A 23,031-nucleotide genomic window follows, 5' to 3' on the forward strand; every position below is an offset into this window, starting at 1 on the left:
CGCGCACAGCGAGGCCGGGCCGGTTGCCTTCGTGGCACCGCGGCTTGCACGCGGGCTTGCACAGCGGGCCGGCGCGCCTAAATCACCGGGTAGCGCATGGGGATGGCGCTGCTATCATGCAGGCATGAAAAGGCGGGGGCCGAGTAGTGGAGGCAGGATGTCCGTCCTGAAAACCATCGCCGCAGCTGTCAGTCTTGCCGTGACCGCCCAATCGGCAGGCTGGGCACAGTCGCTGATCCGCGACACCGAGATCGAGCATATCATGCGCGGATATGCCGACCCGATCATCGAGGCTGCCGGCCTCAATCCCAATGATGTCGATTTCTATCTGGTCGCCGATCCGGAGATCAACGCATTCGTGACGGGCGGCCAGAACATCTTCATGCACACCGGCATGATCGTGGAAGCCGATACGCCCAACCAGCTCAAGGGCGTCATCGCTCACGAAACCGGCCACATCACCGGCGCCCACCTGGCGCGCTCCGGCGACGCCATGTCCGCTGCACGGGCCCCCATGTTCGTCAGCCTCGGCCTGGGCGTACTGGCCGCACTGGCCGGCGAAGGCGGCGCTGCCGGTGCGCTGATGGCCTCGAGCCAGCAATTCGGCGCCCTGTCCTTCCTCACCTACTCCCGCGCTCAGGAAGCCAGCGCCGACCAGGCCGCGCTTCAGTTCCTGGAAGCGGCCGGCGAGAATCCGGAAGGCCTTGTCGGCTTTTTCGAGCGCTTCCGCTATCAGGAAGTAATGTCCCAGGCCCGGCGCTTCCCCTATTTCCGCTCGCACCCGCTGTCATCGGACCGGATCCAGTCGCTGCGCCGCGGCGTGGCGGCGTCGCCCTATTCCGGCCAGCCGGACTCCCCGGAAGACATTGCCGAACTGCGCCGCATCCAGGCCAAGATCTATGGCTTTCTTGTAGAGCCGGAATACGTCTTTTTCCGCTATCCGGAGAGCGATACTTCGCTGCCAGCGCGCTATGCCCGGGCCGTGGCCTATTATCATGATGCCCGCCTGGAGCGCGCGGTCGAGGAGATCGAGAGCCTGCTCGCGGAGGAACCGGACAATCCCTATTTCCACGAGCTTCACGGCCAGATGCTGTTCGAGAGCGGCCATCCCGAAGAGGCGATCGCGCCGCACCGGCGTTCGGTCGAGCTTGAGCCGACCGCGCCGCTGCTGCGGGTCAATCTGGCGATTGCCATGATCGCGACCGAGAATCCGGATTATCGCGAAGAGGCGGCCCAGCACCTGCGCGTTGCGCTCGACATCGAGCCGGACAACGCCTTCGCCTGGTACCAGCTCTCCATCCTGCACGACCGCAATGGCGATACCGCCCTCGCCCAGCTGGCCGTCGCGGAACAGGCCTTTGCCGTCGGCGACCGGATGCGGGCCTACCAGTTCGCCATGCGGGCCCGCGAAGGCCTCGACCAGGGAACCACCTCCTGGTTCCGCGCCACGGAAATCCAGGCCGTTTCGCAACCGACCGAGGACGATCTGCGCGAAATGCGACGCCGTGAACGTCAGCGGATGAACTGACGGACTGCCGGGCTGTGACACCGCCTCCCGCCGATGACGACCGGTCCTCGCCGGAGCTGACCCTGCGTTCGGTCACCGGGCTGTCCGGGATCGAACCGGCCGCCTGGGACGCCGTGGCGAATCCGCCCGGCTCGGAATACGACCCGTTCATCAGCTGGGACTTCCTTGAAGCGCTCGAAGCCAGCGGCTGTGTCGGCGAAGAAGCCGGCTGGCTGCCGCGCCACCTCATTGTCGAAGACGCATCGGGGCGGCTGCGCGGGGCCTTGCCGCTTTACCTGAAAACCCATTCCATGGGCGAATACGTCTTCGATCATGGCTGGGCCGACGCCTATGAACGCGCCGGCGGACAATATTTCCCCAAACTGCTGACCGCCGTGCCCTTTTCGCCGGTGACCGGGCGGCGGATCCTGTCCGGCGAGGCCGGTATCCGCCGCGCGCTGGCGGCCGCCGCCATCCAGACCGTGCAGCAATGGGGCCTGTCCGGCTGGCATGTGAATTTTCCGGCGCAGGCCGAATGGACCGAGCTGGCAGGCTACGGTCTGCTGCAGCGCCTCGACCGCCAGTACATCTGGTCCAATCGCGGCTATGCCGATTATGACGCCTTTCTCGCCGACCTTTCCTCGCGCAAGCGCAAGGCCCTGCGCAAGGAGCGGCGCGAGGCCCAGGCCGGTATCGAGATCGAACATCTCTCCGGCGGCGCGCTGCAGCCGGCACACTGGGACGTCTTCTTCGCCTGTTACCAGGAAACCGGGTCGCGCAAATGGGGTTATCCCTACCTCAACCGCGCCTTTTTCGACCTGCTGCACCGGCGCATGGCCGACCGGGTGATCCTGGTGATGGCCAGGAAGGAGGGGCGCTATATCGCCAGCGCGCTGAACCTTGCCGGTTCGAACGCCCTCTATGGCCGCTACTGGGGACGTCTGGACGACCATCCCTTCCTGCATTTCGAGCTGTGCTACCACCAGGCCATCGATATCGCGATCGCGCGCGGTCTCGACCGTGTTGAAGCCGGGGCCCAGGGCGAACACAAGCTGGCACGCGGCTACCGGCCCCGCCCGGTCTATTCGGCACACCATATCGAGAATGAAGGCTTCCGCGACGCGGTTGCCGATTTTCTCGTTCGCGAACGCGCCGCCGTGGAGACGGATATCGCATTGCAGGATGCGGAGAGCCCGTTCAGGCGCGAGAACTGACAAAGATCGTGTCTGACGGACATTTACCGAAGTGCACCACTTTCAACCTGCGCACGAAGCCGTCATCATCATTCTCCCTGACGATATGGCAGACCTTTTCGAACCACACCAAGGAGACAGGGCATGAGCCTGGAAGGCGCCTACGATCCCGAAAATATCTTCGCGAAAATCCTGAAGGGCGAGATGCCGTGCGTGAAGGTCTATGAGGACGAGCACGTGATCTCGTTCATGGACATTTTCCCGCAAGCCCCGGGGCATACGCTCGTCGTGCCGCGCGAGCCGGTGCGCAATGCACTGGAAATGACGGACGGGGCCCTGCAGGCGACGATCGTGAGGGTCAAGCGGATCGCCAATGCGGTGAAGTCAGCCCTCGAGCCGGACGGGATCGTGATCACCCAGTTCAATGGTGCGCCGGCCGGGCAGACCATTTTTCACGTCCACTTCCACATCATTCCGCGCATGGACGGTGTGGCCCTGGGCGCGCATGGCAGCGGCCAGGCGGATATGGACGAGTTGAAGGCACAGGCCGCGAAGATCGCCGCGGCGATCGAGATGCGCTAGACGATCTCGCGCGAAGCGGGTCCGGTCTGGCCATAGGCTGCGTTCGATACGTCAGGCGCCTGTGTCTGTGCCTGCATCGCCTCGCGCTCCTCCAGCCACAGCAGCAAGGCCTGCTCCAGAATGGCGCTGAACCCGTGCGGGCCGAGGTGGCGGGCGGCCCGGCGCACGAGTGCGTCAGGCAGATCGACGGAAAGGGTACGCTTTGTGACAGGTGGCATGGTCGTGTCCTGAAGGCCGGGGAGAACGAGCGGGACACCGCATAGAATATGCGCATCTTTTTTCAGGTAGCGTGTCCGTCGTCACGCGCAATTTCCTGCGGGCGCGTTCAGCGCAACCGGCCCTCGAATACGAGGATCACGAGCAAGGCAATGATCATGCCTTGCAGCGTGAAGGAAAACAACGTCCAGGAATCGACCGCGACCATGTTCGAGAACACGACATTGCCGGTCATCATCACCCATTCCGCCCGGTCGAGCACGAAGGACAGGATGAAGGCCGGCAGGGCCCACCAGCGCTGTTTCCACACCAGAACCAGCACCACGGCATTCATGATCACGTGGGAGAAGAACAGGACTTCCTGGGTGACGGTCAGCGATGACACGAAGGTCCGCGCCGCATCGGTATCCGCCCACAGGCCCAGCCGGGCCGAGATATCGTGCAGCGCCCAGTAGCCCGCATAGATCACCTGAACGGCGACCAGGCTCACAAGGGCAAGATAGGGCAGGCCAGACCGGTGCATGTCCATTCCTCGGCGTGAGCGTGATTGAGGCCATGAAATGGCGGGGCTGTCACCCGCACATACCTCGCAAAGGGAGCGCCTGGCTGCAATTAAACCCTCAGCTGCGCCCGGCGATCACGTCCAGAAAGGCCGCGCCGTACTCGCCCAGCTTCTTCGGCCCCACGCCCTTCACCAGGCCAAGATCGTCGATCGTTGCCGGTTTCAGACGGCACATCTCGATCAGGGTGGCATCGGCGAACACGACATAGGCCGGCACATTGCGCTCGGCGGCGAGCGTCTTGCGCAGGCCTTTCAGCTCGGCCAGCAGGCCGGTATCGATATCCGCGTCATCGGGCAGCGCCGTCATCTTCTGGCGCCGCTTTTCCTGCCGGGAGAGGGTGATCTCGCGGATTTCCAGACGCTCGCGCCCTTTCAGCACCGCATCGCCGGACGGCGTCAGCTTCAGCGCCCCGAAGCCCTCGATATCGAGTTCGAGAAAACCGCCTGCCAGGCATTGCCGCACCAGGCCCTGCCAGAAGGGTTTGGGCCGGTCGGCGCCAACGCCCCAGGTCGGCAGCTGGTCATGGCCGCGCTCGCGGATCTTTTCGGTATCGGCCCCGCGCACCACATCGATGACATGGGCCGCACCGAAACGCTGTCCGGTCCGCACGATGGCCGACATCAGGATCTGCGCCTCGCGCGTGCCGTCGACGAGCTGGGGCGGATCGACACAGACATCGCAGTTTCCGCACGGCTTGCCGCCCGTCTCGCCGAAATAGGCCAGCAGCGCCAGCCGCCGGCAGCGCGTCGCCTCGCAATAGGCCAGGAGCGCATCCAGACGCTTGTGCTCGCGCCGCTTGTGAGCATCGTCCTCGCCGTCCTGGTCGATGAATTGCCGCCGCATGCGCGCGTCCGACAGGCCGAAGAACATCATCGCCTCGGCCGGCCGCCCGTCCCGGCCCGCGCGGCCGATTTCCTGATAATAGGCCTCCATCGAGCCCGGCATGGCGAGGTGAACGACATAGCGGATATCCGGCTTGTCGATCCCCATACCGAAAGCGATGGTCGCCACCATCACCACGGCACTCTCCGCCATGAAGATTTCCTGGTTCTCGCGCCGCACGGCCGCGTCCAGGCCGGCATGATAGGGCAAGGCGCGATAGCCTTCGGCGACCAGCACCTCGGCGATCGCCTCGGTGTCCTTGCGCGACAGGCAATAGACGATGCCGGACACGTCGCGCCGGTCCTTCAGATAGTCCAGCAATTGCGCCCTGGCCTTCGCCTTCGGCTCGACACCCAGGAAGAGGTTGGGCCGGTCGAAACCGTGCACCACGATCTCCCCGCCCCCGCCGAACAGTTTGGCGGCGATATCCTCCCGAGTGGCCGCATCCGCCGTTGCCGTGAAGGCCGCCAGCCGGGCGCCGGGGAAGCGGGTCCGCAGGGCGGCGAGCTGTTCGTATTCCGGCCGGAAACTGGCGCCCCACTTGGAGATACAGTGCGCCTCGTCGACCACGAAGAGCGCCGGCGCGACGGGCTCCAGCGCTGCCAGCATGCGTCCGGTCATCAGGCGCTCGGGCGACAGGTAGAGCAGCTTGATCTCGCCGGCCTGGAAGCGCCGCCAGTCCTCGACATTGTCCTCGCGCATGCGGCCGGAATGGATCGCGGCCGCCGCCACGCCGTTCGCCTTCAGCGCGGCGACCTGATCGTCCATCAGCGCCGTGAGCGGCGACACCACGATGGTCGGACCGTCCAGCAGCAGGGCCGGCACCTGGTAGCACAGCGACTTGCCCGCCCCGGTCGGCATGACGCACAGGGTGGGCGTGCCGTCGAGGATATGGTCGACAATACCGGCCTGGCCGGGCCGGAAAGCGTCGAAGCCGAAGACGGATTGCAGGATGGAGCGCGGATCGGACATGCGGGGCATCCCTCCCGACCTGCCCGCATCCGTCAAGCCAGCGGGTCAGCCTTGGCTCAGCCAGTCCACAGCCGCGGCCAGCGCGGGATCGTCATCGGCATCGCCTGTAAAACCGGGCTCGATGCGCAGGGGCGGCACAAAGGCCTCGCGCGGCGTTCCGTCCACATGCGACAGGCGTTCGAAGGGCAGTTTGAAAATCCAGCCGGTCTCCTCGAGCCGGTAATCGCCGATCGCCCCCAGCAGGCCCGCCATGGGCGAACCCATCACGTCCACGCCCAGCGCGTCGAACCCGACCGCCATCCCCTCGCCCATGCTTCCGGTCCAGCGTCCGACGAGAACGACTGCCCGCCGCTCCCCGGCGAAAACAGGCTGGCGCGGCGAAACTTCCTCGATCCAGGAGCGGGGCACTCCGGTTTCCCGGGCCTCGACGGGCAGGACATGCCGCTGGTAAGGCGCGACGGCGCCGGTGAAATGTCCCAGGACTGCACGCCCCACACTGGTATTTCCGCCTGACGGCGTCTCGCGCAGATCGATGATGAAGCGCGTACCCGCCGGCGCGTCCGACACGGCAGCGTCGAATGCCGCAATCGCTGCGGCATCGCCCAGGCTGTCATTGAAGACGATATGACGCAGCTGTGGCGCGATATCCCGGACCGCCAGGGGACCGTCCGGCCGCTCGATCCCACGGGTGTAGAGACCGTCGACCTCGACCGTGATGGCCTGATCGTCACGTTGAACTGTCAGATGGCGCAGCCCCTGCCGCGGTCCGGCAGCCAGCACCCGCGCCGCATAGCCCGGACAGGCATCGCCACGAGGCGGTTCCGTTCCCCAGAAGGCCGTCACGGCATCGCCGGTTGAAACGCCGCCGATTGCGACGAGATCGTCGCCGGGCAACAGGCCGGCGGCCGCAGCCGGACTGCCGCGCCGGACCTGGGTGATGCGGAAATTGCCGTCCGTCTCCTCCACCCACAGATCGGCGAAGCTGGGCACCAGCGCGGCGGAATCCGGCGAGGACGGGCCGGTGATCGCGTGATGATCGCACAGCCGGTGCAGCGCCGTTTCGGCAAAGCCGAGCAGCTCGCCCCGGGTCTCGATCTGCCCGATTGCATCGCGAAGGCCGGCGTGATGATCCGCCCATCCCTCCGGCACGCGTTCCGGATAGGCGTAGTTGTGCGCGACCAGGTCCAGCATGGCCGCCGCATCAGCCTGCAGACCGTCAGCGGTCTGCGCCAGGGCGCTGCAAGGCACGGCGAGTGAGAGAAACAGGGCGGACAGGACACGCATGACGGACACCACAGACAACGGCCGGAATCGGCCCGATATCGCGAGTTTACATCCTGCACGCCGGTTCGCTGCGGTATCCGCAGCGCTCGCGTCCCTCCCCTCAGACGTGCGGGCTCCAGATCACCATCCAGGCACCGAACACGCCCAGCGCGGTCAGGCCCGCCGCGGCCAGCATCACGCCGGCCATACCCAGTTTTGCGGCAACGGCGCGGCTGTCGCAGGCGCGCAGATAGAGTTCCAGGACCGCCCAGGGCAAAAGAAAGCAGGCATAGGCCAGTGCGTAGTCCGTCGGACCGTTCATGCGTTCGCCGATACCGGCCCCGCCGGTGGTGATACCCCAGGCCATGTAACCGACCCGCAGATACCAGACGCCGCTGACGAAGATGAACAGCCGCATCGCCCAGCGCCGGTGCCGGTCGATCTGGCGGCGGCGGATGAAGTGCAGCGCAAAGGCGGCCGCGACCAGGATCAGGATGCCGTCGATCGTCGTGGCCAGGCCCGTCACGTCGTTGAGGCGGGTGCCCCGCCCCCAGATCAGGACGATACCGCCCACCGCCATGAAGACGCTGACGGCGAGGAAAGTCCGCCCCATCCAGCGATGGAGGGCAGGCACACGCTGGCGCAGTTGCGGGATGAGCTGCAGCGTGCCGCCCAGCGTGATCACCGCTGCCAGCAGGACATGGCTGATAAAGCCCAGATTGCCCGGCAGATCGCCCTCGATGAAGCCGTGAATGAGGCCGATCTCGTCCCAGCGCTCCCACGCCCCCGACAGGGTCGGAGGCATGTAGGCGGCCAGAATGTAGTAGACGAACAGCCACTGACCGGCGATGACGGCCAGGAACCAGAGCGCGCCGGAGCCCTTCAACAGGCGCTGGGCGAACGGAATGGATGGCAGGCGCACAACGGGCGCAACGGTTTCGGACATGACAAATCCCCTGTGAACTCGGGCGCTGCTGGCGCCCCGTCATGCGGGATTGAGGGCGGCGCGATGCCGCTTGTCTTGCCGATTTGGAAATCGGCTACACTGTCGCTTTGCTTGTGCAGGTTTGACCGGCGCCCCTGGCACGCCGCATGCTTGCAGCGACGCGGACGGGCGGGAGTCGGGACATGCTGGAAGTCGCGGGCATCATAAATCTGGCTGTTGCCGGTCTCGCCCTGACCTGGATCATCGCCATCGCCGCCATGCCGAAGCGCTCGACCCTGCACCTGACCTGGGCGGTCTTCTGCACCGGGCTGACGGCGGTGATGGTCCGCGAGGTGTTCGGCGACGCGCTCGGTCCGGCCGCACCGCTGTTCATTATTGCCGGGTGCGGTACGTGCAGCGTGTTCTGGCTGGTTGCCCGGGCCCTGTTCAGAACCCGTACGATCATCGGTCCCGTCGAGCTGCTGCTCGTGGCAGGCATTTTCGCACCGACCGTGATCGACCAGGCCGTTCTCAGTCCCGTCATGCCGGATATCGTCAAAAGCATCTATTTCCCGGCCATGGCCGACGGGCTGGACGGGTTCCAGACCCTGTTGAGCTCGACCGTGCTGATGCTCGCCTTCTGGGAGGGGCTGCGCGGCTGGTCCGGCGGACTGGCCAGAAACGAGCGCCGCATGCGCCTGCTCTACCTGTCGACCTTCGGTCTGTGCGTGTCGACCTGTGTGATGCTGCTGGACCATGGCAGCGCACCCCTGTCTGCCGAACTGATGGCCGGCATCCAGGCCGCCTGCGCACTGGCGATCCTGATCGTGATGAGCGTCGCCATCCGCTATCGCGCCACGCATCCGCTCACGGCGGAAGCACCGGCCCGCGCGGCCGGTCCGGCCAGCGCCGACGATCGCGCCCTGGGCCGCCGGATCCGGGATGCGCTGACGTCCGAGCGCCTCTATCTCGACCCGGAGCTGAAAGTTGCCGGCCTCGCCCGCAGGCTGCGCGAACCGGACTACCGGATCAGCCGGGCCATCACGGCGGGGCTGGGCGAGCCGAACTTCAACCGCCTGGTCAATCGCTACCGGATCGAGCACGCCATGACACAATTGCACGCACCTGACAGCGCGGACCTGTCGATCCTGGAAATCGCCCTCGACAGCGGTTTCGCCTCGATCGGCCCCTTCAACCGGGCCTTCAAGGAGATGACCGGTCAGACGCCCCGCGCCTTCAGGGCCGCCGGCCGCAGCGCTCTCACCCGGCTGGCAGCAGAATAGACCCCGAACGAAAAACGGCGCCCCGCGGGGCGCCGTTTCCGTGTCAGCGATGGAGAGGGGTCAGACCTCTTCCTTCTTGCTCTTCTTGGCGTTGCGCGGCAGCAGCCGGTCGCCCGGCGTGATATGGAAGTCGAGCCGGTCCTTGTCGGCCGGATCGATATCAACCTTCACCAGACCGCCTTTTTTCAGCTCGCCGAACAGGATCTGGTCGGCCAGCGGCTTCTTGATGTGCTCCTGGATGACCCGGGCCAGCGGACGGGCACCGAAGCGGCTGTCATAGCCGCGCTCGGACAGCCAGGCCGTCGCTTCCGGCGTCAGTTCGAAGGTCACGCCGCGATCGATCAGCTGGGCTTCCAGCTGCAGGACGAACTTCTCGACGACGCGGCCGATCGTGTCGCTGGACAGCGGTTCGAACGGAATGACGGCATCGAGACGGTTGCGGAATTCCGGGGTGAACAGGCGTTCCACCGCGGCATCGGCCTCGTCCGTCTTCTTGGCGGCATTGAAACCGATCGACTCTTTTTGCGCATCGGCGGCGCCCGCATTCGTGGTCATCACCAGGATGACATTGCGGAAGTCCACCTTCTTGCCGTTCGAGTCGGTCAGCGTGCCGTTATCCATCACCTGCAGGAGGATGTTGAACAGGTCCGGGTGCGCCTTCTCGATCTCGTCGAGCAGCAGCACGGAATGCGGATGCTGGTCGACGGCATCGGTCAGGAGACCGCCCTGGTCGAAACCGACATAGCCCGGAGGCGCGCCGATCAGCCGCGAAACAGCGTGACGCTCCATGTATTCGGACATGTCGAACCGGTGCAGCTCGACACCCATGATGTCGGCCAGCTGCTTGGTCACCTCGGTCTTGCCGACGCCCGTGGGGCCGGAGAAGAGGTAGCAGCCGATCGGCTTGTTGGGCTCGCGCAGGCCGGCGCGGGACAGCTTGATCGCCGTTGCCAGCTTCTCGATCGCCGCGTCCTGGCCGAACACGACATGGCTCAGATCGGTCTCCAGATTCTTCAGCGACTGCTCGTCATCCTTGGACACCGTCTTCGGCGGGATGCGGGCCATGGTCGCGACCACGGCTTCGACTTCCTTCACACCGATCGTCTTCTTGCGCTTGGACACGGGCTGCAGGCGCATCTGGGCACCGGCCTCGTCGATCACGTCGATCGCCTTGTCCGGCAGTTTGCGGTCGCCCATGTAGCGCGAGGACAGTTCCACGGCCGATTTCAGCGCCTCATTGGTGAAGCGCACATCGTGGAAGTCCTCGAAATAGGACTTCAGGCCCTGCAGGATCTTGATGGCGTCGGGCACGGACGGTTCGGACACGTCGATCTTCTGGAAGCGCCGCGCCAGGGCCCGGTCCTTCTCGAAGTGCTGACGGTATTCCTTGTAGGTCGTCGAGCCCATGCAGCGCAGACCGCCCGACTGAAGCGCCGGCTTCAGCAGGTTGGAGGCGTCCATGGCGCCGCCGGAGGTCGCGCCCGCACCGATCACGGTGTGGATCTCGTCGATGAACAGGACGGCATTGTCCTTGTCCTCGAGTTCCTTGACGACCTGCTTCACGCGCTCCTCGAAATCGCCGCGATAGCGGGTACCCGCCAAGAGCGAGCCCATGTCGAGCGAGTAGATCGTTGCACCGGCCAGCACGTCGGGAACGGCGTTCTCGACGATCTTGCGGGCAATGCCTTCGGCGATGGCCGTCTTGCCGACGCCGGGATCGCCGACGAGCAGCGGATTGTTCTTGCGGCGGCGGACCAGGACCTGGATGCAGCGCTCCACCTCGGCATCGCGGCCGATCAGCGGATCCACCCCGCCCTTGCGCGCCTTGTCATTGAGATTGACGCAATAGGCGGTCAGCGCGTCGCCGTCCTTCTGGGGTTCCTCGGCCTCTTCGGTGCCACGCACGGCGCGCTCTTCGGACGTGCCCGGCTTGCGGCCGATGCCGTGGGAGATGAAGTTCACCGCGTCGTAGCGCGTCATGTCGCGCTCGGCGAGGAAATAGGCCGCGTGGCTCTCGCGTTCGGCAAACAGGGCCACCAGCACGTTTGCGCCTGTCACTTCCTCGCGTCCGGCATTCTGGACGTGGATGACGGCGCGCTGGATCACGCGCTGGAAGCCAGCCGTCGGCTTGGCGTCCTCGTCATCATCGACGACCAGTTCGGACAATTCGCTGTCGACATATTCGGTCAGGGTGGCGCGAAGCTCATCCAGATCGACATCGCACGCCTTCATCACGGCGCTGGCGTCCTGATCGTCCACGAGCGCGAGGAGAAGGTGCTCCAGGGTGGCAAATTCGTGCCCACGCTCATTGGCGTAGCCCAGAGCGCGGTGCAGGCTGTCTTCGAGATCTGAAGAGAATGAGGGCACCACTCTATTCCTTTTCCATTGTGCACTGGAGCGGGTGTTGGGCCCGCCGTGCGGCGTCCATGACCTGGGCTACCTTGGTTTCGGCAACCTCGTACGTGTACACGCCGCACATACCGACCCCGTTCTGATGTACATGCAGCATGATTCTCGCTGCATCCTCGGGCGATTTTCGGAATATCCGGACGAGAACCTCGACCACGAATTCCATCGGCGTGTAGTCGTCATTTAGTAAGAGAACACGGTAAAGCGAAGGTTTCTTGGTCGCCGGACGCGTCTTCGTGGCAAGGCCAGTGCCCTCTTCTTCGCCCGCATCTTCATGATTTCGTTCGGTCATATTTTAATCGTACTCGGTTATTCATCGCGGCCCCGAATGCAGTTCGGGGGGCCGGTGGCACAGGACGCTCGACGCGGCCGGGACCGCGTACCGGGCGAAAAGATAGCACGGCGGCCAATTTCTTTCTTCCCGTTTCGTCCGCGAGGACATAAGAAGAAGGCCCCTCAATTTACAGGGGAACCACCGGTTCGATATCAGGCCCGGTCGGGGAGGACAGGCCTCCGGCACCCGGAAAACCGGGGTCGAGGCTACAGGGCGAGAACCCGTAGACGCAAGCCATGGCTGGCGTTCCGCCCCAAGAATAACGGCTTTTCAGCCGATCTATCCACAGGCGGGATGACCCGAAAAAAATGGGCCCGGTGAAGATCACCGGGCCCAGTCGGGGAGGAAAACTTGATTCGCCGGAGTGTCAGCGCTGTGCTTGCGCGAGTTCCACGGCGGCCGAGACGCGTGCGTTGAGCGGCTTCAGCGTGTCCTTGAAAACGTCCGAGAACAGGTCGGTCGTCTTGTTCAGCTCGGCGAGGTAGTTGTCCATCGCCGTCTTGGTGAACTGGGACTGGATCTCGAAGATCTCCTGGACCGACTTCGCCGAGGCGAACGCCTTCGTCGCGGTGACGCTGTCTTCCATGAAGGATTTGGCGTAGGTCACGGCGTTCGTGTTCGCGGTCTCGAAGCCCTTGCCGGCGACCGTGGCGGACGCGATCATCGCGTCGACGGTTTCCTTGTGGAAATTGCTCGCTTCGGTGACGGACTTCAGGGTCTTCTCGAAACCTTCCTTGAGCGCTTCATTGCTCGCGGTGGTCATGCTTTCGATGGTCTGGTTCATGGGATTGCTCGCTTTCGTGCGGGCTGCAGCCTGGGGCGCCGGCTTGGCAGCTTTCTTGACCTTGGCGGGCTTGGATTTCGGCGCCGCCGGCTTGCCGACCGTCTTCTCCGGCGCTGCGGCTTTCGCCGGAGCCGCCTTGGAAGACGCCTTGACCGGTTTCACCGTCTCCGGCGCTGCCTTGGGCGCAGCCGGGGCGTCCGCTTGAACAGCGGAAGCTTTGGTGCCGGTCGTCTGGATCTTGTCGTCGGTCATGGTTCAAACTTGTGTTGCAACCGCTCTTCGCAGTCGCAGCAAACATAGTCGGCGCACCGGTCGTCGTCAAGCGATTTTTGTGCACCGCACAAAAGTGTCGTAATTCCTGATGAGACGGGCTTAACCAGCTGGAAACGGCCTTGCGAGACAGTGCGGGCCATGGTTACCGCACGCCGCCTTCTCCTGAGCCTCCTGGCCCTGGCCGCCCTGCTGCTGGCCACGCCGGACAACGCCCATGCCGACACGTCGCGCTATGCCGCCTTCGTGGTCGATGAAAACTCAGGCGTCGTGCTGCATTCACGCCGCTCGGAAGCCGCGCGATATCCCGCCTCGCTGACCAAGATGATGACGCTCTACATGCTGTTCGACGCCATCGAACAGGGCGAGATCGGGCTGAACGACCAGATCCGCGTCTCGGCCAATGCCGCCAATGCCGTGCCCTCCCGGCTCGGCTTCACGGCCGGCGACACGATCAGTGTGGAAGACGCGATCGGCGCGCTCGTGGTGAAAAGCGCCAATGACGTCGCCGTTGCCGTCGGCGAGCGCCTGGGCGGCGGCGAGAGCCGGTTTGCCGAGATGATGACGCAGACCGCGCGCGAGCTGGGCCTGGAGAACACGACCTTCCGCAATGCTTCCGGCCTGCCCGACCGGCGCCAGACCACCACCGCCCGCGACATGGCCCGCCTGGCTGTCGCCCTGCACCGCGATTTCCCGGACTATTTCGAGTATTTCAACACCGAGAGCTTCCGCTGGAACGGCCGCACCTACCGCAATCACAACACGCTGGTCGGCCGCGTCGCGGGCGTTGACGGTCTCAAGACCGGCTATATCCGCGCCTCCGGCTTCAACGTCGTCGTGTCGGCCGAGCGCGGCGAGCACCGCCTCGTCGCCGTCGTCATGGGCGGGCCCAGCGCCGCCTCCCGCGATGCCCATGCCGAAGAGCTGATCGAGGCCGCCTTTGCCACCCTGGAGCAGCGCGAGGATACCCGCCTGTTCGCCGCCCTCTCCTCGCCGCGCATCTCGCCGATGCGTCAGCAGGAGCTGATCGCCATCGATGTCGCCGCGCTTCATCTTGCCGCGCCGACGGACGTCGGTTCCGGCCAGACGGCCCCGCCGGTCCAGGTCGTGCTGGCCGATGAGGACGAGCTGCAGGCGCCCGTGACGCAGCAGGCCGCGCCCGCCCGCCCGGCGACGGCCGAGCCGGATCTTCTGCGCGGCGCCTGGTCGGTCCAGGTCGGTGCCTATAATTCCGCCGATGCCGCCCACCAGCAATTGCAGCGCGTCACCGGCTTCTCCCTGGCGCTCAATGCCGCCCAGCCGGCGGCCCGCGCCGTCGATGTTGCCGGCGACCGCCTGTGGCGCGCGCGTTTCGAGGCCCTGACCGAGACCGAGGCGCGCCGCGCCTGCAACGATCTCTCCGCCCGCAGCCAGGCCTGTTTCACGGTCGCTCCGGGCCGCTGACCCTGCCCTTTCAACGCCCGTCCTGTGCGGCGGGCTGGAATCTTTGCGTCGGTTGACACAACCTGCCGGACCGAACACTTTCGCGCGCCTTGGCTGCCGCCCGGCGGCCCACAGCCTCATGTCTGGACGCAAATGCCGATGAATGTCGTCGTCGTAGAATCCCCGGCCAAAGCCAAAACAATCAACAAATACCTCGGCTCGGACTACACGGTTCTGGCGAGTTTCGGTCATGTGCGCGACCTGCCGGCCAAGGACGGATCGGTGAAGCCGGACGAGGATTTTGCCATGGCCTGGGAGGTCGACACCCAGTCCGCCAAGCGCGTCAAGGCGATCGCCGACGCCCTGAAAGAGGCCGACCGCCTGATCCTCGCCACCGACCCCGATCGCGAAGGCGAGGCCATTTCCTGGCACCTTCTGGAAGCGCTGCAGAAGCGCCGCGTGCTGAAGGATGTCACGATCGAGCGCGTGGCCTTCAACGCCATCACCAAACAGGCCGTCCAGGAGGCGATGCGCCATCCGCGCGCCGTCGACATGGAACTGGTCAACGCCTACCTCGCCCGCCGCGCGCTGGACTATCTGGTCGGCTTCACCCTGTCGCCTGTGCTGTGGCGCAAACTGCCGGGCTCGCGCTCGGCCGGCCGTGTGCAGTCGGTCGCCCTGCGCCTGATCTGCGACCGCGAGCTGGACATCGAGAAATTCCGCGCCGAGGAATACTGGACCATCGATGCCGATGTGACGGCCGGGTCCGATCCCTTCCGCGCCAAACTGGTGACGCTGGACGGCAAGAAGCTGCAGAAGCTGTCCATCAAGGACCGCGCCAGCGCCAATGCCGCCGTCGAGGCGATCAAGGCGGCCAGCCTGTCGATCACCGGCGTCGAGGCCAAACCGGCCAGGCGAAATCCGCCGCCGCCCTTCACCACCTCGACGCTGCAGCAGGAAGCCGCGCGCAAGCTGGGCTTCTCGGCGACCCGCACCATGCAGACCGCCCAGAAGCTCTATGAGGGCGTGAATATCGGCGGCGAGACGACCGGTCTGATCACCTATATGCGGACCGACGGCGTCTCCATGGTGCCCGAGGCGATCAGCCAGGCGCGCGACGTCATCGGCAAGGAGCATGGCTCGCTCTACGTGCCGGCCTCGCCGCGCATGTATGCCACCAAGGCCAAGAACGCCCAGGAGGCGCACGAGGCGATCCGCCCGACCTCCTTTGCCCGCCTGCCCGAGAGCCTCAGTCTCGACCAGGACATGGCGCGCCTCTACCAGCTGATCTGGCGCCGCGCCGTGGCCAGCCAGATGGAAAGCGCCCGCTTCGAGCGCACCACGATCGACATCACCAGCGCCGACGAAAAGACCGGCCTGCGCGCGGTCGGATCGGTGCTGATGTTCGACGGCTTTCTGACGCTCTACCAGGAAGGCCGTGACGACGAGGAAGACGAAGGCGAGAACCGCCTGCCGAAAGTCCAGCAGGGTTCGGCGGCCGATGTCGCCAGGACTTATGCCGACCAGCACTTCACCCAGCCGCCGCCGCGCTTCACCGAAGCCTCGCTGGTCAAGCGGATGGAAGAGCTGGGCATCGGCCGGCCGTCGACCTATGCCTCGACGCTGCAGGTGCTGCGCGACCGCGACTATGTCCGCATGGACAAGAACCGTTTCCACCCGCTCGACAAGGGCCGCGTGGTCACCGCCTTCCTGGAGAATTTCTTCAAGCGCTATGTGGAATATGATTTCACCGCCGCGCTGGAGACCCAGCTGGACAAGGTGTCCGCCGGCGAGCTCGACTGGAAGCAGCTGCTGCGCGATTTCTGGACCGAGTTCCGGGCCGCCGTCGACGATATCGGCGATCTGCGCATCGGCGCCGTGCTGGATGCGCTGAACGAGGCGCTGGCCCCGCACATCTTCCCGGAAAAGGAAGACGGCAGCGATCCACGCCTCTGCCCCTCCTGCGGCGAGGGCACGCTGTCGCTGCGCCTGGGCAAGTTCGGCGCCTTCCTGGGCTGTTCGAACTATCCGGACTGCAAATTCACCCGCCAGATGGGCGAACAGGATGCCGAACCCGCGATCGAGGGCGATGGCGAGATCTGCATCCACCCGGAAACCGGCAAGCCGGTCGTCATGAAGGACGGGCGTTTCGGCATTTATCTGGAGATGGAGATCGAGGGCGAGGACAAACCCAAGCGCGCCTCCATCCCCAAGGGCTGGGATCCCAAGGAGCTGACCCCGGACCAGGCGATCAAGCTGATCGATCTGCCGCGCACGGTGGGCGAACACCCCGATGACGGCCAGCCGATCACGGCCGCCATCGGCCGCTACGGTCCCTATGTCCATCACGACAAGACCTATGCCAATCTGCCCACCGTCGACGAAGTCTTCGAGATCGGTCTCAACCGCGCCGTCTCGGTGATCGCCGACAAGCGGGCCAATGGCGGCCGCCGCGGCGCCTCGGCCACGGCGCTGAAGGATCTGGGCGAGCATGACGGCAAGCCGATCAAGATCATGTCCGGCCGCTATGGCCCGTATGTGAAATACGAGAAGATCAACGCCACCCTGCCCAAGGGCACCGAGCCGGACGATGTGACGCTGGAAGCGGCCATCAAGCTGGTCGAGGAAAAAGCTGCCAAGGGCGGCAAGAAGAAAGCGCCCGCCAAAAAGGCCGCAGCCAAGAAGGCGCCGGCGAAAAAGAAGGCGCCAGCGAAAAAGACGACAGCCGCAGCCAAGAAGCCGGCCGCCAAGAAAACCGCCACCAAGAAGACCAAGGCGGAGTAGAGCGGATGGCCGGCGACACGCATAACCAAGCCGGCTCCCTGCGCGAGGCGGTGATCGAAGCCATCAAGCTGGGCGAAGGCGCGTTCGGCAAGCGCGAGATCGCGCGAGCGCTCAAGCTGAAGGGCACCGACGCCAAGCGCGATCTGAAGGACGCGCTGGCGGCGCTGGAAGCGGATGGCGCCATCAAGCGCACCGCCTCGAAGACCTATGCCCTGGCCGGCGCCCTGCCCTCGGTCACCGTGGTCGAGATCACCGATCGCGACAATGATGGCGAGCTGCTGGCCGAACCGGTGCGTCCCGATCGCGACGCCCCGCCGATCCGCCTGGCCCCCGGCGAAGGGGCCGGCGGCAAGGGCGAGCCGGCGCTGGGCATCGGCGACAAGGCGCTGGTGCGCCTGACACCGGACAATGAGGGCGGCTATGAAGCCCGCCTGATCAAGCGCCTGGGCCAGAGCGCCCACAAGCTTCTGTGCGTGCTGCGCAAGCCGAAATCCGGACCGATGCGCCTCCTGCCTGTCGACCGCCGCTCGCGCCATGAACTCGTGCCGGCCCGCGGCGAGGCCGAGAAGGCCAATGATGGCGATCTCGTCCTGTGCCAGCTGGTCAAGGAACGCCGCCACGGCCTCAAGACGGCGCAGATCGTGGAAGTCGTCGGCGATGCCGGCGCGCCCGGCGCCGGCAGCCTGATCGCGCTCTATTCCCACGGCGTGCCCCAGGGCTTCTCCGAAGCCGAACAGCGCGAGGCCGACACGGTCAAGCCGGCCACGATGGCCGGCCGCGAGGATATCCGGAACCTGCCCCTGATCACGATCGACCCGGAAGACGCCAGGGACCATGACGATGCGGTCTGGGCGGCACCGGACGCGGATCCGAAGAATGCCGGCGGCTGGCAGGTCATCGTCGCGATTGCCGATGTGGCCGCCTATGTCACGCCGGGCGGCGCGCTCGACCGCGGCGCCTTCAAGCGCGGCAATTCGGTCTATCTGCCCGACCGCGTCGTGCCGATGCTGCCGGAGCGCCTGTCCAACGATCTGTGCTCGCTGCGCGAGAACGAGGAACGGCCCTGCCTGGCCGTGCGCATGACGTTCGACAAGCACGGTAACAAGCGCGCCCACCGCTTCCTGCGCGGCTGGATGAAGTCCGCCGCCAAACTGGCCTATCAGGAGGCCCAGGATGCGATCGACGGCAAGGGCGGCGAGAAGGCCGGCCCGCTGCTGGAGGACGTCCTGAAACCGCTCTGGGGCGCCTATTTCTCGGTCCGCGAAGCGCGCCAGCGCCGCGAACCGCTGGAGATCGACGCGCCGGAACGCCGGGTCCGGATCGGGCCGGACGGCAAGGTCGCCGGCGTGGAGACCCGCGAACGCTTCGATGCCCACAAGCTGATCGAGGAGTTCATGATCCAGGCCAATGTCTGCGCGGCCGAAAGCCTGGAAGACAAGCGCACGCCGCTGATCTACCGCGTCCACGAGGAACCCTCGAAAGAGAAGATCGACAATCTCGCCGGCTTCCTGCCGACGGTGGGCCTGAAATGGACCCGCGGCGAGCGCGTCGTCACGGGGCGCTTCAACACGCTGCTCGCCCAGGCCAAGTCCTCCGAACACTACGAGACGATCAACGAGGTCGTGCTGCGCAGCCAGTCGCAGGCGGTGTACGACACAGAGAACCAGGGCCATTTCGGTCTCAATCTCGACCGCTATGCCCACTTCACCTCGCCGATCCGGCGCTATGCCGACCTCACCGTCCACCGCGCCCTGATCCGCGCCCTCAATCTGGGTCCGGACGGCCAGACCGACGAGGAGCGCTCGCGCCTGACCGTGATCGCCGAGGAGATCACCCATTCGGAACGCCGCGCCATGGCGGCCGAACGCGATGCGGTCGACCGATTCATCGCGCTCTATCTGGCCGACAAGGTCGGCGGCGAATTCGACGGCCGGATTACCGGCGTGACCCGTTTCGGTGCCTTCGTGCGCCTCAGCGAGACCGGTGCCGACGGTCTGGTACCGATCAGCCGGCTCGGCGAAGAGCGCTTCGAGCATGACGAGGCCGCCCACGCCCTGGTCGGTCTGCAGACCGGCAGCCGCTATCGCCTGGGCATGCCGGTCACGGTGCGGATCGAAGAGGCCCAGCCGGTCACCGGCGGCCTGCTGCTGGACATCCTCACCCCGGCCGAGAAGGGCCCTGTGCCCAAGGGCCGGCGCCGCCAGCATGGCGGCCCGCCCGGCGGGCGCCGTTCCGGCCGTCCCTGGAAACAGGGCCGCAAGGGCAAGCGCAAATGAGCGACGAACGCCGGCGCAGCGATGTTCCGCCAATGCGGCCACGCCTGGCCGCTTCCCTCATCCTCACGCGCGGCCGCGGCGCGCGCACCGAAGTGCTGATGGGGCGCCGCTCCTCGCGCCATGTCTTCATGCCCAACAAATACGTCTTCCCTGGCGGCCGGGTCGACCGCGCCGACGGTACGGCGCCCTTCGCCCGCGATCTCGACCGCGGCGTGATGGACATCATGCAGCGCTTTTTGCCCGAACGCCGGGCGCGCGCGGCCGCTGCCGCTGCCGTGCGGGAAACCGCCGAGGAGACCGGCCTGCTGATCGCCCGCGAAGGGGCCTGCCGCTCGCGTCATGCCAACTGGGCGCCCTTCCGCCGGCACGGCGTGGTGCCGGACCTGGCGCCTCTCTCCCTGATCACCCGCGCCATCACGCCGCCGGGGCGCACCCGCCGCTTCGACACCTGGTTCTTCACGGCCGACGCCGCCGCCTTGCATGGCGACCGGCCGCCCACGCCCAGTTCGGAACTGGAAGACGTGCAATGGGTGCCGCTCGCCGAGGCCCGCGATCTCGACCTGCCCAGCGTGACGCATTTCGTGCTGGACGAGCTGGTCCGCGTACAACCGCCCCGCCCCGAACCACCCCGCCACATCCGCGACCGCCGCGGCAGGATGTGGGTCGAACCGCTTTAGCTGGCCGCTTGTTGGTTGGCCGCTGCCGCGGCCGCCCATATTTGTTTGTGGATTTTGGCGACTGCGCTCTAGATGTGAGTTCTCATAAGATTTTTTCAGCCCTTCCTTCAACTGGAAGCATCACAACAATCACTCCCAAGACTTCACACTGGCGACAGTCTTGTAAAAGACTTGAATCTAATTCGGAGCTTAGGTGCATTCCATCAAAGTACTTTTCGTTCAACGACACCGATCAATTTCTCGATAAAATGCGCAAAATCATCCAAAGTTTCGACCACAGGACTACCTTGGACAATCTCCGATTGATCGAAGGTTATAGAAATGTTTGCTCTGACCTCTTCTTGAAGGCCAGATGGAGAGCGATAGAATTCCACGTTATCGGTCAACGGCATGATGATTTGGGCCTTGTCGGGTATGCCCCAATCAGTACGGAAAGGACGACCGCCACCACCAAGTCTAAATGTCCCATCTGGCCCGACGAACATCCCGGGCATGGTATAGCGTATCAACGTCACGGCATGCGCGGCACTTACCGGAAGGATGCCATCATGCTTATCGAGAATATCTAATTGGTGGAGGAGCCAAAGACGGCGATTTCCTCCCCGGTACGGCTTCAGCCGAAATATGAGTCGTTCAACCTTCGTGCTGACGCCGGCTATTCTTTTGCGAACAAAACTCTCATAGCCCTCTCCGCTCGTGGCGATAGGGAAACCTTGCATGCCTTTGGGGAAATTGCTGTTGTGCCGTATCAAGGTGCAGACAAGCTGATCGAGCGCGGCTCGCAGGTTGTGAACGGCATCCCCGAGAATCGCGCTTAACTCGACCGGAACGCTTTTGTGGACGCGCAAGCGATAAACATTCTCGCCTGTTTGAGAGTCCACCTCGTGAACGAGCTCATAAGGCTCACTTTCAAAAAACTCCCTGATAGTGATCTTCAATTCGTTGATGTGGCGTTTCGCCCATTCAAGTTTCAGCTTTGGGCCCAATAGAGGGTCATCTTTTTTTCGTTCAGACGGCGCGCCACGCAGTGGCTGTGGAGCCTGCTCTTCAATCAAAGGCTCCGGAGGGGCGATTATCGCAAGGATCTTTGAAACAGGAATGTCTTCCTGCGGAAGACTTGAAAGAAGTAAGTGATGGGTCGTATGCGCAGGGTCCTTAAGAACTCCGACTGGCAAGATGTGTCGCCCGTCAAGCATGTCTACGGGCTCTAATACGTGACCAGGGCTTGTAGCCCCACGCACCATGTCCGCTTGACTCGCGGTCAACACGATGTGTCGTTCTGTTCGTTCGGAATTAATTGGCATGGTATCCACAAAGAAACGGAGCCAAATAAAGTGGCTGAAGGCGTGATATTTCCACGCCATCGTATGGCACATACTGAGAAATGAGCAGAGTCCGCACCTACGGAATCCGCCAAGCTGGCCCCGAAACGAGACGCATCGCGGCGCTTTGGCTATAGCTGCGGCATGACTGCCGCTGCCGAACTCACCGATCTGCGCCGGGGCAATACGCGCGCCCTGATTGCCGCCATCTGCTGTGCCGGCGTGTGCGGGATCGTGTTCGGGCTGTCCATGCCGCTGATCTCGCTACGCCTGGAATACATGACCGGGTCCGGCGTGCTGGTCGGTCTCAATGGCGCGGCCGCGGCCCTGTCGACCCTGGTGATGGCGCCGCTGGTGCCGCGCCTGATGACGCTGGCGCCGCCGCGCTACATGCTGATCGGCAATCTTGTTGTCGCGGCAGCCCTGTTCGCGCTCTTTCCGGCTTTCCCGGTGGTGGCGATCTGGTTCGCGCTGCGCTTCCTGAGCGGCTGCAATATCACCGTTGTCTTCGTGATTTCCGAAAGCTGGATCAACCAGGTGGTCACGCCGGCAAGGCGCGCCTTCATGCTGGGTGTCTACGGCACGGCGCTGGCGGGCGGTTTCGGCATTGGCGGCCTTCTGTTCTCGGTGCTCGATCCGACCGGCGACCTGCCCTTCTACGTCGCCTCCGCCATCTTCCTTCTGGGCACCCTGCCCGTGGCCCTGCTGCGCGGTCCCCAGGCCGTGGCGCCCGACCGCGACGGCTCCTCGCTCAAGGCGATGCTGGGCGCGGCCCGCTCGGCTCCCGCCGCCATCCTGGCGGGCCTGGCCTTCGGGGCGCTGGAGACGCTGCTCTTCTCGCTGCTGCCGGTCTATGGCGAGCGGATCGACCTCACCCATGCCACGATCGGCATGATGGTGTTCGCCGTCGCCATGGGCGCGCTGAGCTTCCAGATCCCGCTGGGCTGGATCGCCGACCGGACCGACCGGCGCGCCACCCTGTTCTGGATCGCCGTGACGACAACATTCGTACCGGTGGGGATCGGGCTGGCCGGCGGTTTCACACCGGCCCTCCTGCCCCTCCTCTTCATCCAGGCCGGCGTCGCCAGCGGGCTCTACTCGGTCGGCCTCTCCCTGCTGGGCGAACGCTTTGCCGGCGGTGCCGTGGCGGCAGCCAATGCCGGCTTCATCTTCGCTTACGGGCTGGGCAGTTTTGCCGGTCCGCCGGTTGCCGGCAGCGCCATGGACACGATCGGTCCCTGGGGGCTGTTATGGACACTCTCCGCCGTGTCGGCGGCCTATGTGCTGGTCTTCGGCTTCAGACGCCTGACAGCACAGACCGATTGACCGCCGAGAACAGTTGACACTGGCGCGCCCATGCGTATGTT

Annotated in this window: 18 protein-coding genes; 9 read left to right on the forward strand and 9 right to left on the reverse strand. The window is 65.1% G+C overall.

What is annotated here, in order from left to right:
• Window positions 1–157: 157 nt before the first annotated feature.
• From PKE71_RS16995 to PKE71_RS17005, 3 genes are all read left to right on the forward strand, one after another.
• On the forward strand, window positions 158–1,528 hold the full coding sequence (locus tag PKE71_RS16995) for a M48 family metalloprotease (RefSeq protein ID WP_271188208.1): 1,371 nt from the start codon (window positions 158–160) through the stop codon (window positions 1,526–1,528).
• Window positions 1,529–1,542: 14 nt separating this feature from the next.
• A complete protein-coding gene (locus PKE71_RS17000) occupies window positions 1,543–2,721 on the forward strand; it encodes a GNAT family N-acetyltransferase (RefSeq protein ID WP_271188209.1) in 1,179 nt (392 codons plus the stop codon).
• A gap of 123 nt (window positions 2,722–2,844) precedes the next feature.
• Complete coding sequence (locus tag PKE71_RS17005; protein ID WP_271188210.1) at window positions 2,845–3,282, forward strand: HIT family protein; 438 nt, start codon at window positions 2,845–2,847, stop codon at window positions 3,280–3,282.
• Here the strand turns inward: PKE71_RS17005 and PKE71_RS17010 are convergent.
• From PKE71_RS17010 to PKE71_RS17030, 5 genes are all read right to left on the reverse strand, one after another.
• Window positions 3,279–3,500, reverse strand: coding sequence for a hypothetical protein (locus PKE71_RS17010; protein WP_271188211.1), 222 nt, complete (start codon window positions 3,498–3,500; stop codon window positions 3,279–3,281). The two genes, PKE71_RS17005 and PKE71_RS17010, sit on opposite strands and share 4 nt — an antisense overlap.
• 107 nt (window positions 3,501–3,607) lie before the next feature.
• On the reverse strand, window positions 3,608–4,021 hold the full coding sequence (locus tag PKE71_RS17015) for a hypothetical protein (protein ID WP_271188212.1): 414 nt from the start codon (window positions 4,019–4,021) through the stop codon (window positions 3,608–3,610).
• A gap of 97 nt (window positions 4,022–4,118) precedes the next feature.
• The gene (gene recQ, locus PKE71_RS17020) at window positions 4,119–5,915 is read right to left on the reverse strand and encodes a DNA helicase RecQ (protein ID WP_271188213.1); all 1,797 of its coding nucleotides are present in this window, start codon (window positions 5,913–5,915) and stop codon (window positions 4,119–4,121) included.
• 45 nt (window positions 5,916–5,960) lie between these two features.
• On the reverse strand, window positions 5,961–7,199 hold the full coding sequence (locus tag PKE71_RS17025; RefSeq protein ID WP_271188214.1) for a PDZ domain-containing protein: 1,239 nt from the start codon (window positions 7,197–7,199) through the stop codon (window positions 5,961–5,963).
• Window positions 7,200–7,299: 100 nt separating this feature from the next.
• On the reverse strand, window positions 7,300–8,124 hold the full coding sequence (locus tag PKE71_RS17030) for a DUF2306 domain-containing protein (protein ID WP_271188215.1): 825 nt from the start codon (window positions 8,122–8,124) through the stop codon (window positions 7,300–7,302).
• 182 nt (window positions 8,125–8,306) lie between these two features.
• Here PKE71_RS17030 and PKE71_RS17035 point away from each other — a divergent pair, with 182 nt between their 5' ends.
• Window positions 8,307–9,386, forward strand: coding sequence for a helix-turn-helix domain-containing protein (locus tag PKE71_RS17035; RefSeq protein ID WP_271188216.1), 1,080 nt, complete (start codon window positions 8,307–8,309; stop codon window positions 9,384–9,386).
• Window positions 9,387–9,446: 60 nt separating this feature from the next.
• Here PKE71_RS17035 and clpA read toward each other — a convergent pair whose 3' ends face one another.
• The 3 genes from clpA to PKE71_RS17050 all read right to left on the reverse strand — a co-directional run bounded on the left by clpA (window position 9,447) and on the right by PKE71_RS17050 (window position 13,165).
• Window positions 9,447–11,753 carry an ATP-dependent Clp protease ATP-binding subunit ClpA gene (gene clpA, locus PKE71_RS17040; protein WP_271188217.1) on the reverse strand — a complete coding sequence of 769 codons (2,307 nt, stop codon included), beginning with the start codon at window positions 11,751–11,753 and terminating at the stop codon, window positions 9,447–9,449.
• Window positions 11,754–11,757: 4 nt separating this feature from the next.
• The gene (gene clpS / locus PKE71_RS17045; RefSeq protein WP_271188218.1) at window positions 11,758–12,087 is read right to left on the reverse strand and encodes an ATP-dependent Clp protease adapter ClpS; all 330 of its coding nucleotides are present in this window, start codon (window positions 12,085–12,087) and stop codon (window positions 11,758–11,760) included.
• Window positions 12,088–12,496: 409 nt separating this feature from the next.
• The gene (locus PKE71_RS17050) at window positions 12,497–13,165 is read right to left on the reverse strand and encodes a phasin family protein (RefSeq protein WP_271188219.1); all 669 of its coding nucleotides are present in this window, start codon (window positions 13,163–13,165) and stop codon (window positions 12,497–12,499) included.
• 159 nt (window positions 13,166–13,324) lie between these two features.
• Here PKE71_RS17050 and PKE71_RS17055 point away from each other — a divergent pair, with 159 nt between their 5' ends.
• The 4 genes from PKE71_RS17055 to PKE71_RS17070 all read left to right on the forward strand — a co-directional run bounded on the left by PKE71_RS17055 (window position 13,325) and on the right by PKE71_RS17070 (window position 20,342).
• A complete protein-coding gene (locus PKE71_RS17055; RefSeq protein ID WP_271188220.1) occupies window positions 13,325–14,626 on the forward strand; it encodes a D-alanyl-D-alanine carboxypeptidase in 1,302 nt (433 codons plus the stop codon).
• A gap of 138 nt (window positions 14,627–14,764) precedes the next feature.
• The gene (topA, locus tag PKE71_RS17060; RefSeq protein ID WP_271188221.1) at window positions 14,765–17,389 is read left to right on the forward strand and encodes a type I DNA topoisomerase; all 2,625 of its coding nucleotides are present in this window, start codon (window positions 14,765–14,767) and stop codon (window positions 17,387–17,389) included.
• A gap of 5 nt (window positions 17,390–17,394) precedes the next feature.
• Window positions 17,395–19,665, forward strand: a complete 2,271-nt coding sequence (gene rnr / locus PKE71_RS17065; protein WP_271188222.1) for a ribonuclease R — start codon at window positions 17,395–17,397, stop codon at window positions 19,663–19,665.
• Window positions 19,662–20,342: an NUDIX hydrolase gene (locus tag PKE71_RS17070; RefSeq protein WP_271188223.1), complete on the forward strand. Its 681-nt coding sequence runs from the start codon at window positions 19,662–19,664 to the stop codon at window positions 20,340–20,342. Before rnr ends, PKE71_RS17070 begins: the two co-directional genes overlap by 4 nt.
• Before the next feature lie 203 nt (window positions 20,343–20,545).
• On the opposite strand, the gene PKE71_RS17075 is transcribed toward PKE71_RS17070, so the two are convergent.
• Window positions 20,546–21,706, reverse strand: coding sequence for a hypothetical protein (locus tag PKE71_RS17075; RefSeq protein ID WP_271188224.1), 1,161 nt, complete (start codon window positions 21,704–21,706; stop codon window positions 20,546–20,548).
• A gap of 102 nt (window positions 21,707–21,808) precedes the next feature.
• Between PKE71_RS17075 and PKE71_RS17080 the strand changes: the two genes are divergently transcribed.
• Complete coding sequence (locus PKE71_RS17080) at window positions 21,809–22,990, forward strand: MFS transporter (protein ID WP_271188225.1); 1,182 nt, start codon at window positions 21,809–21,811, stop codon at window positions 22,988–22,990.
• The last annotated feature ends 41 nt before the right edge of the window (window positions 22,991–23,031 follow it).

This window comes from Maricaulis virginensis (assembly GCF_027922185.1).
Lineage (GTDB): Bacteria > Pseudomonadota > Alphaproteobacteria > Caulobacterales > Maricaulaceae > Maricaulis > Maricaulis virginensis.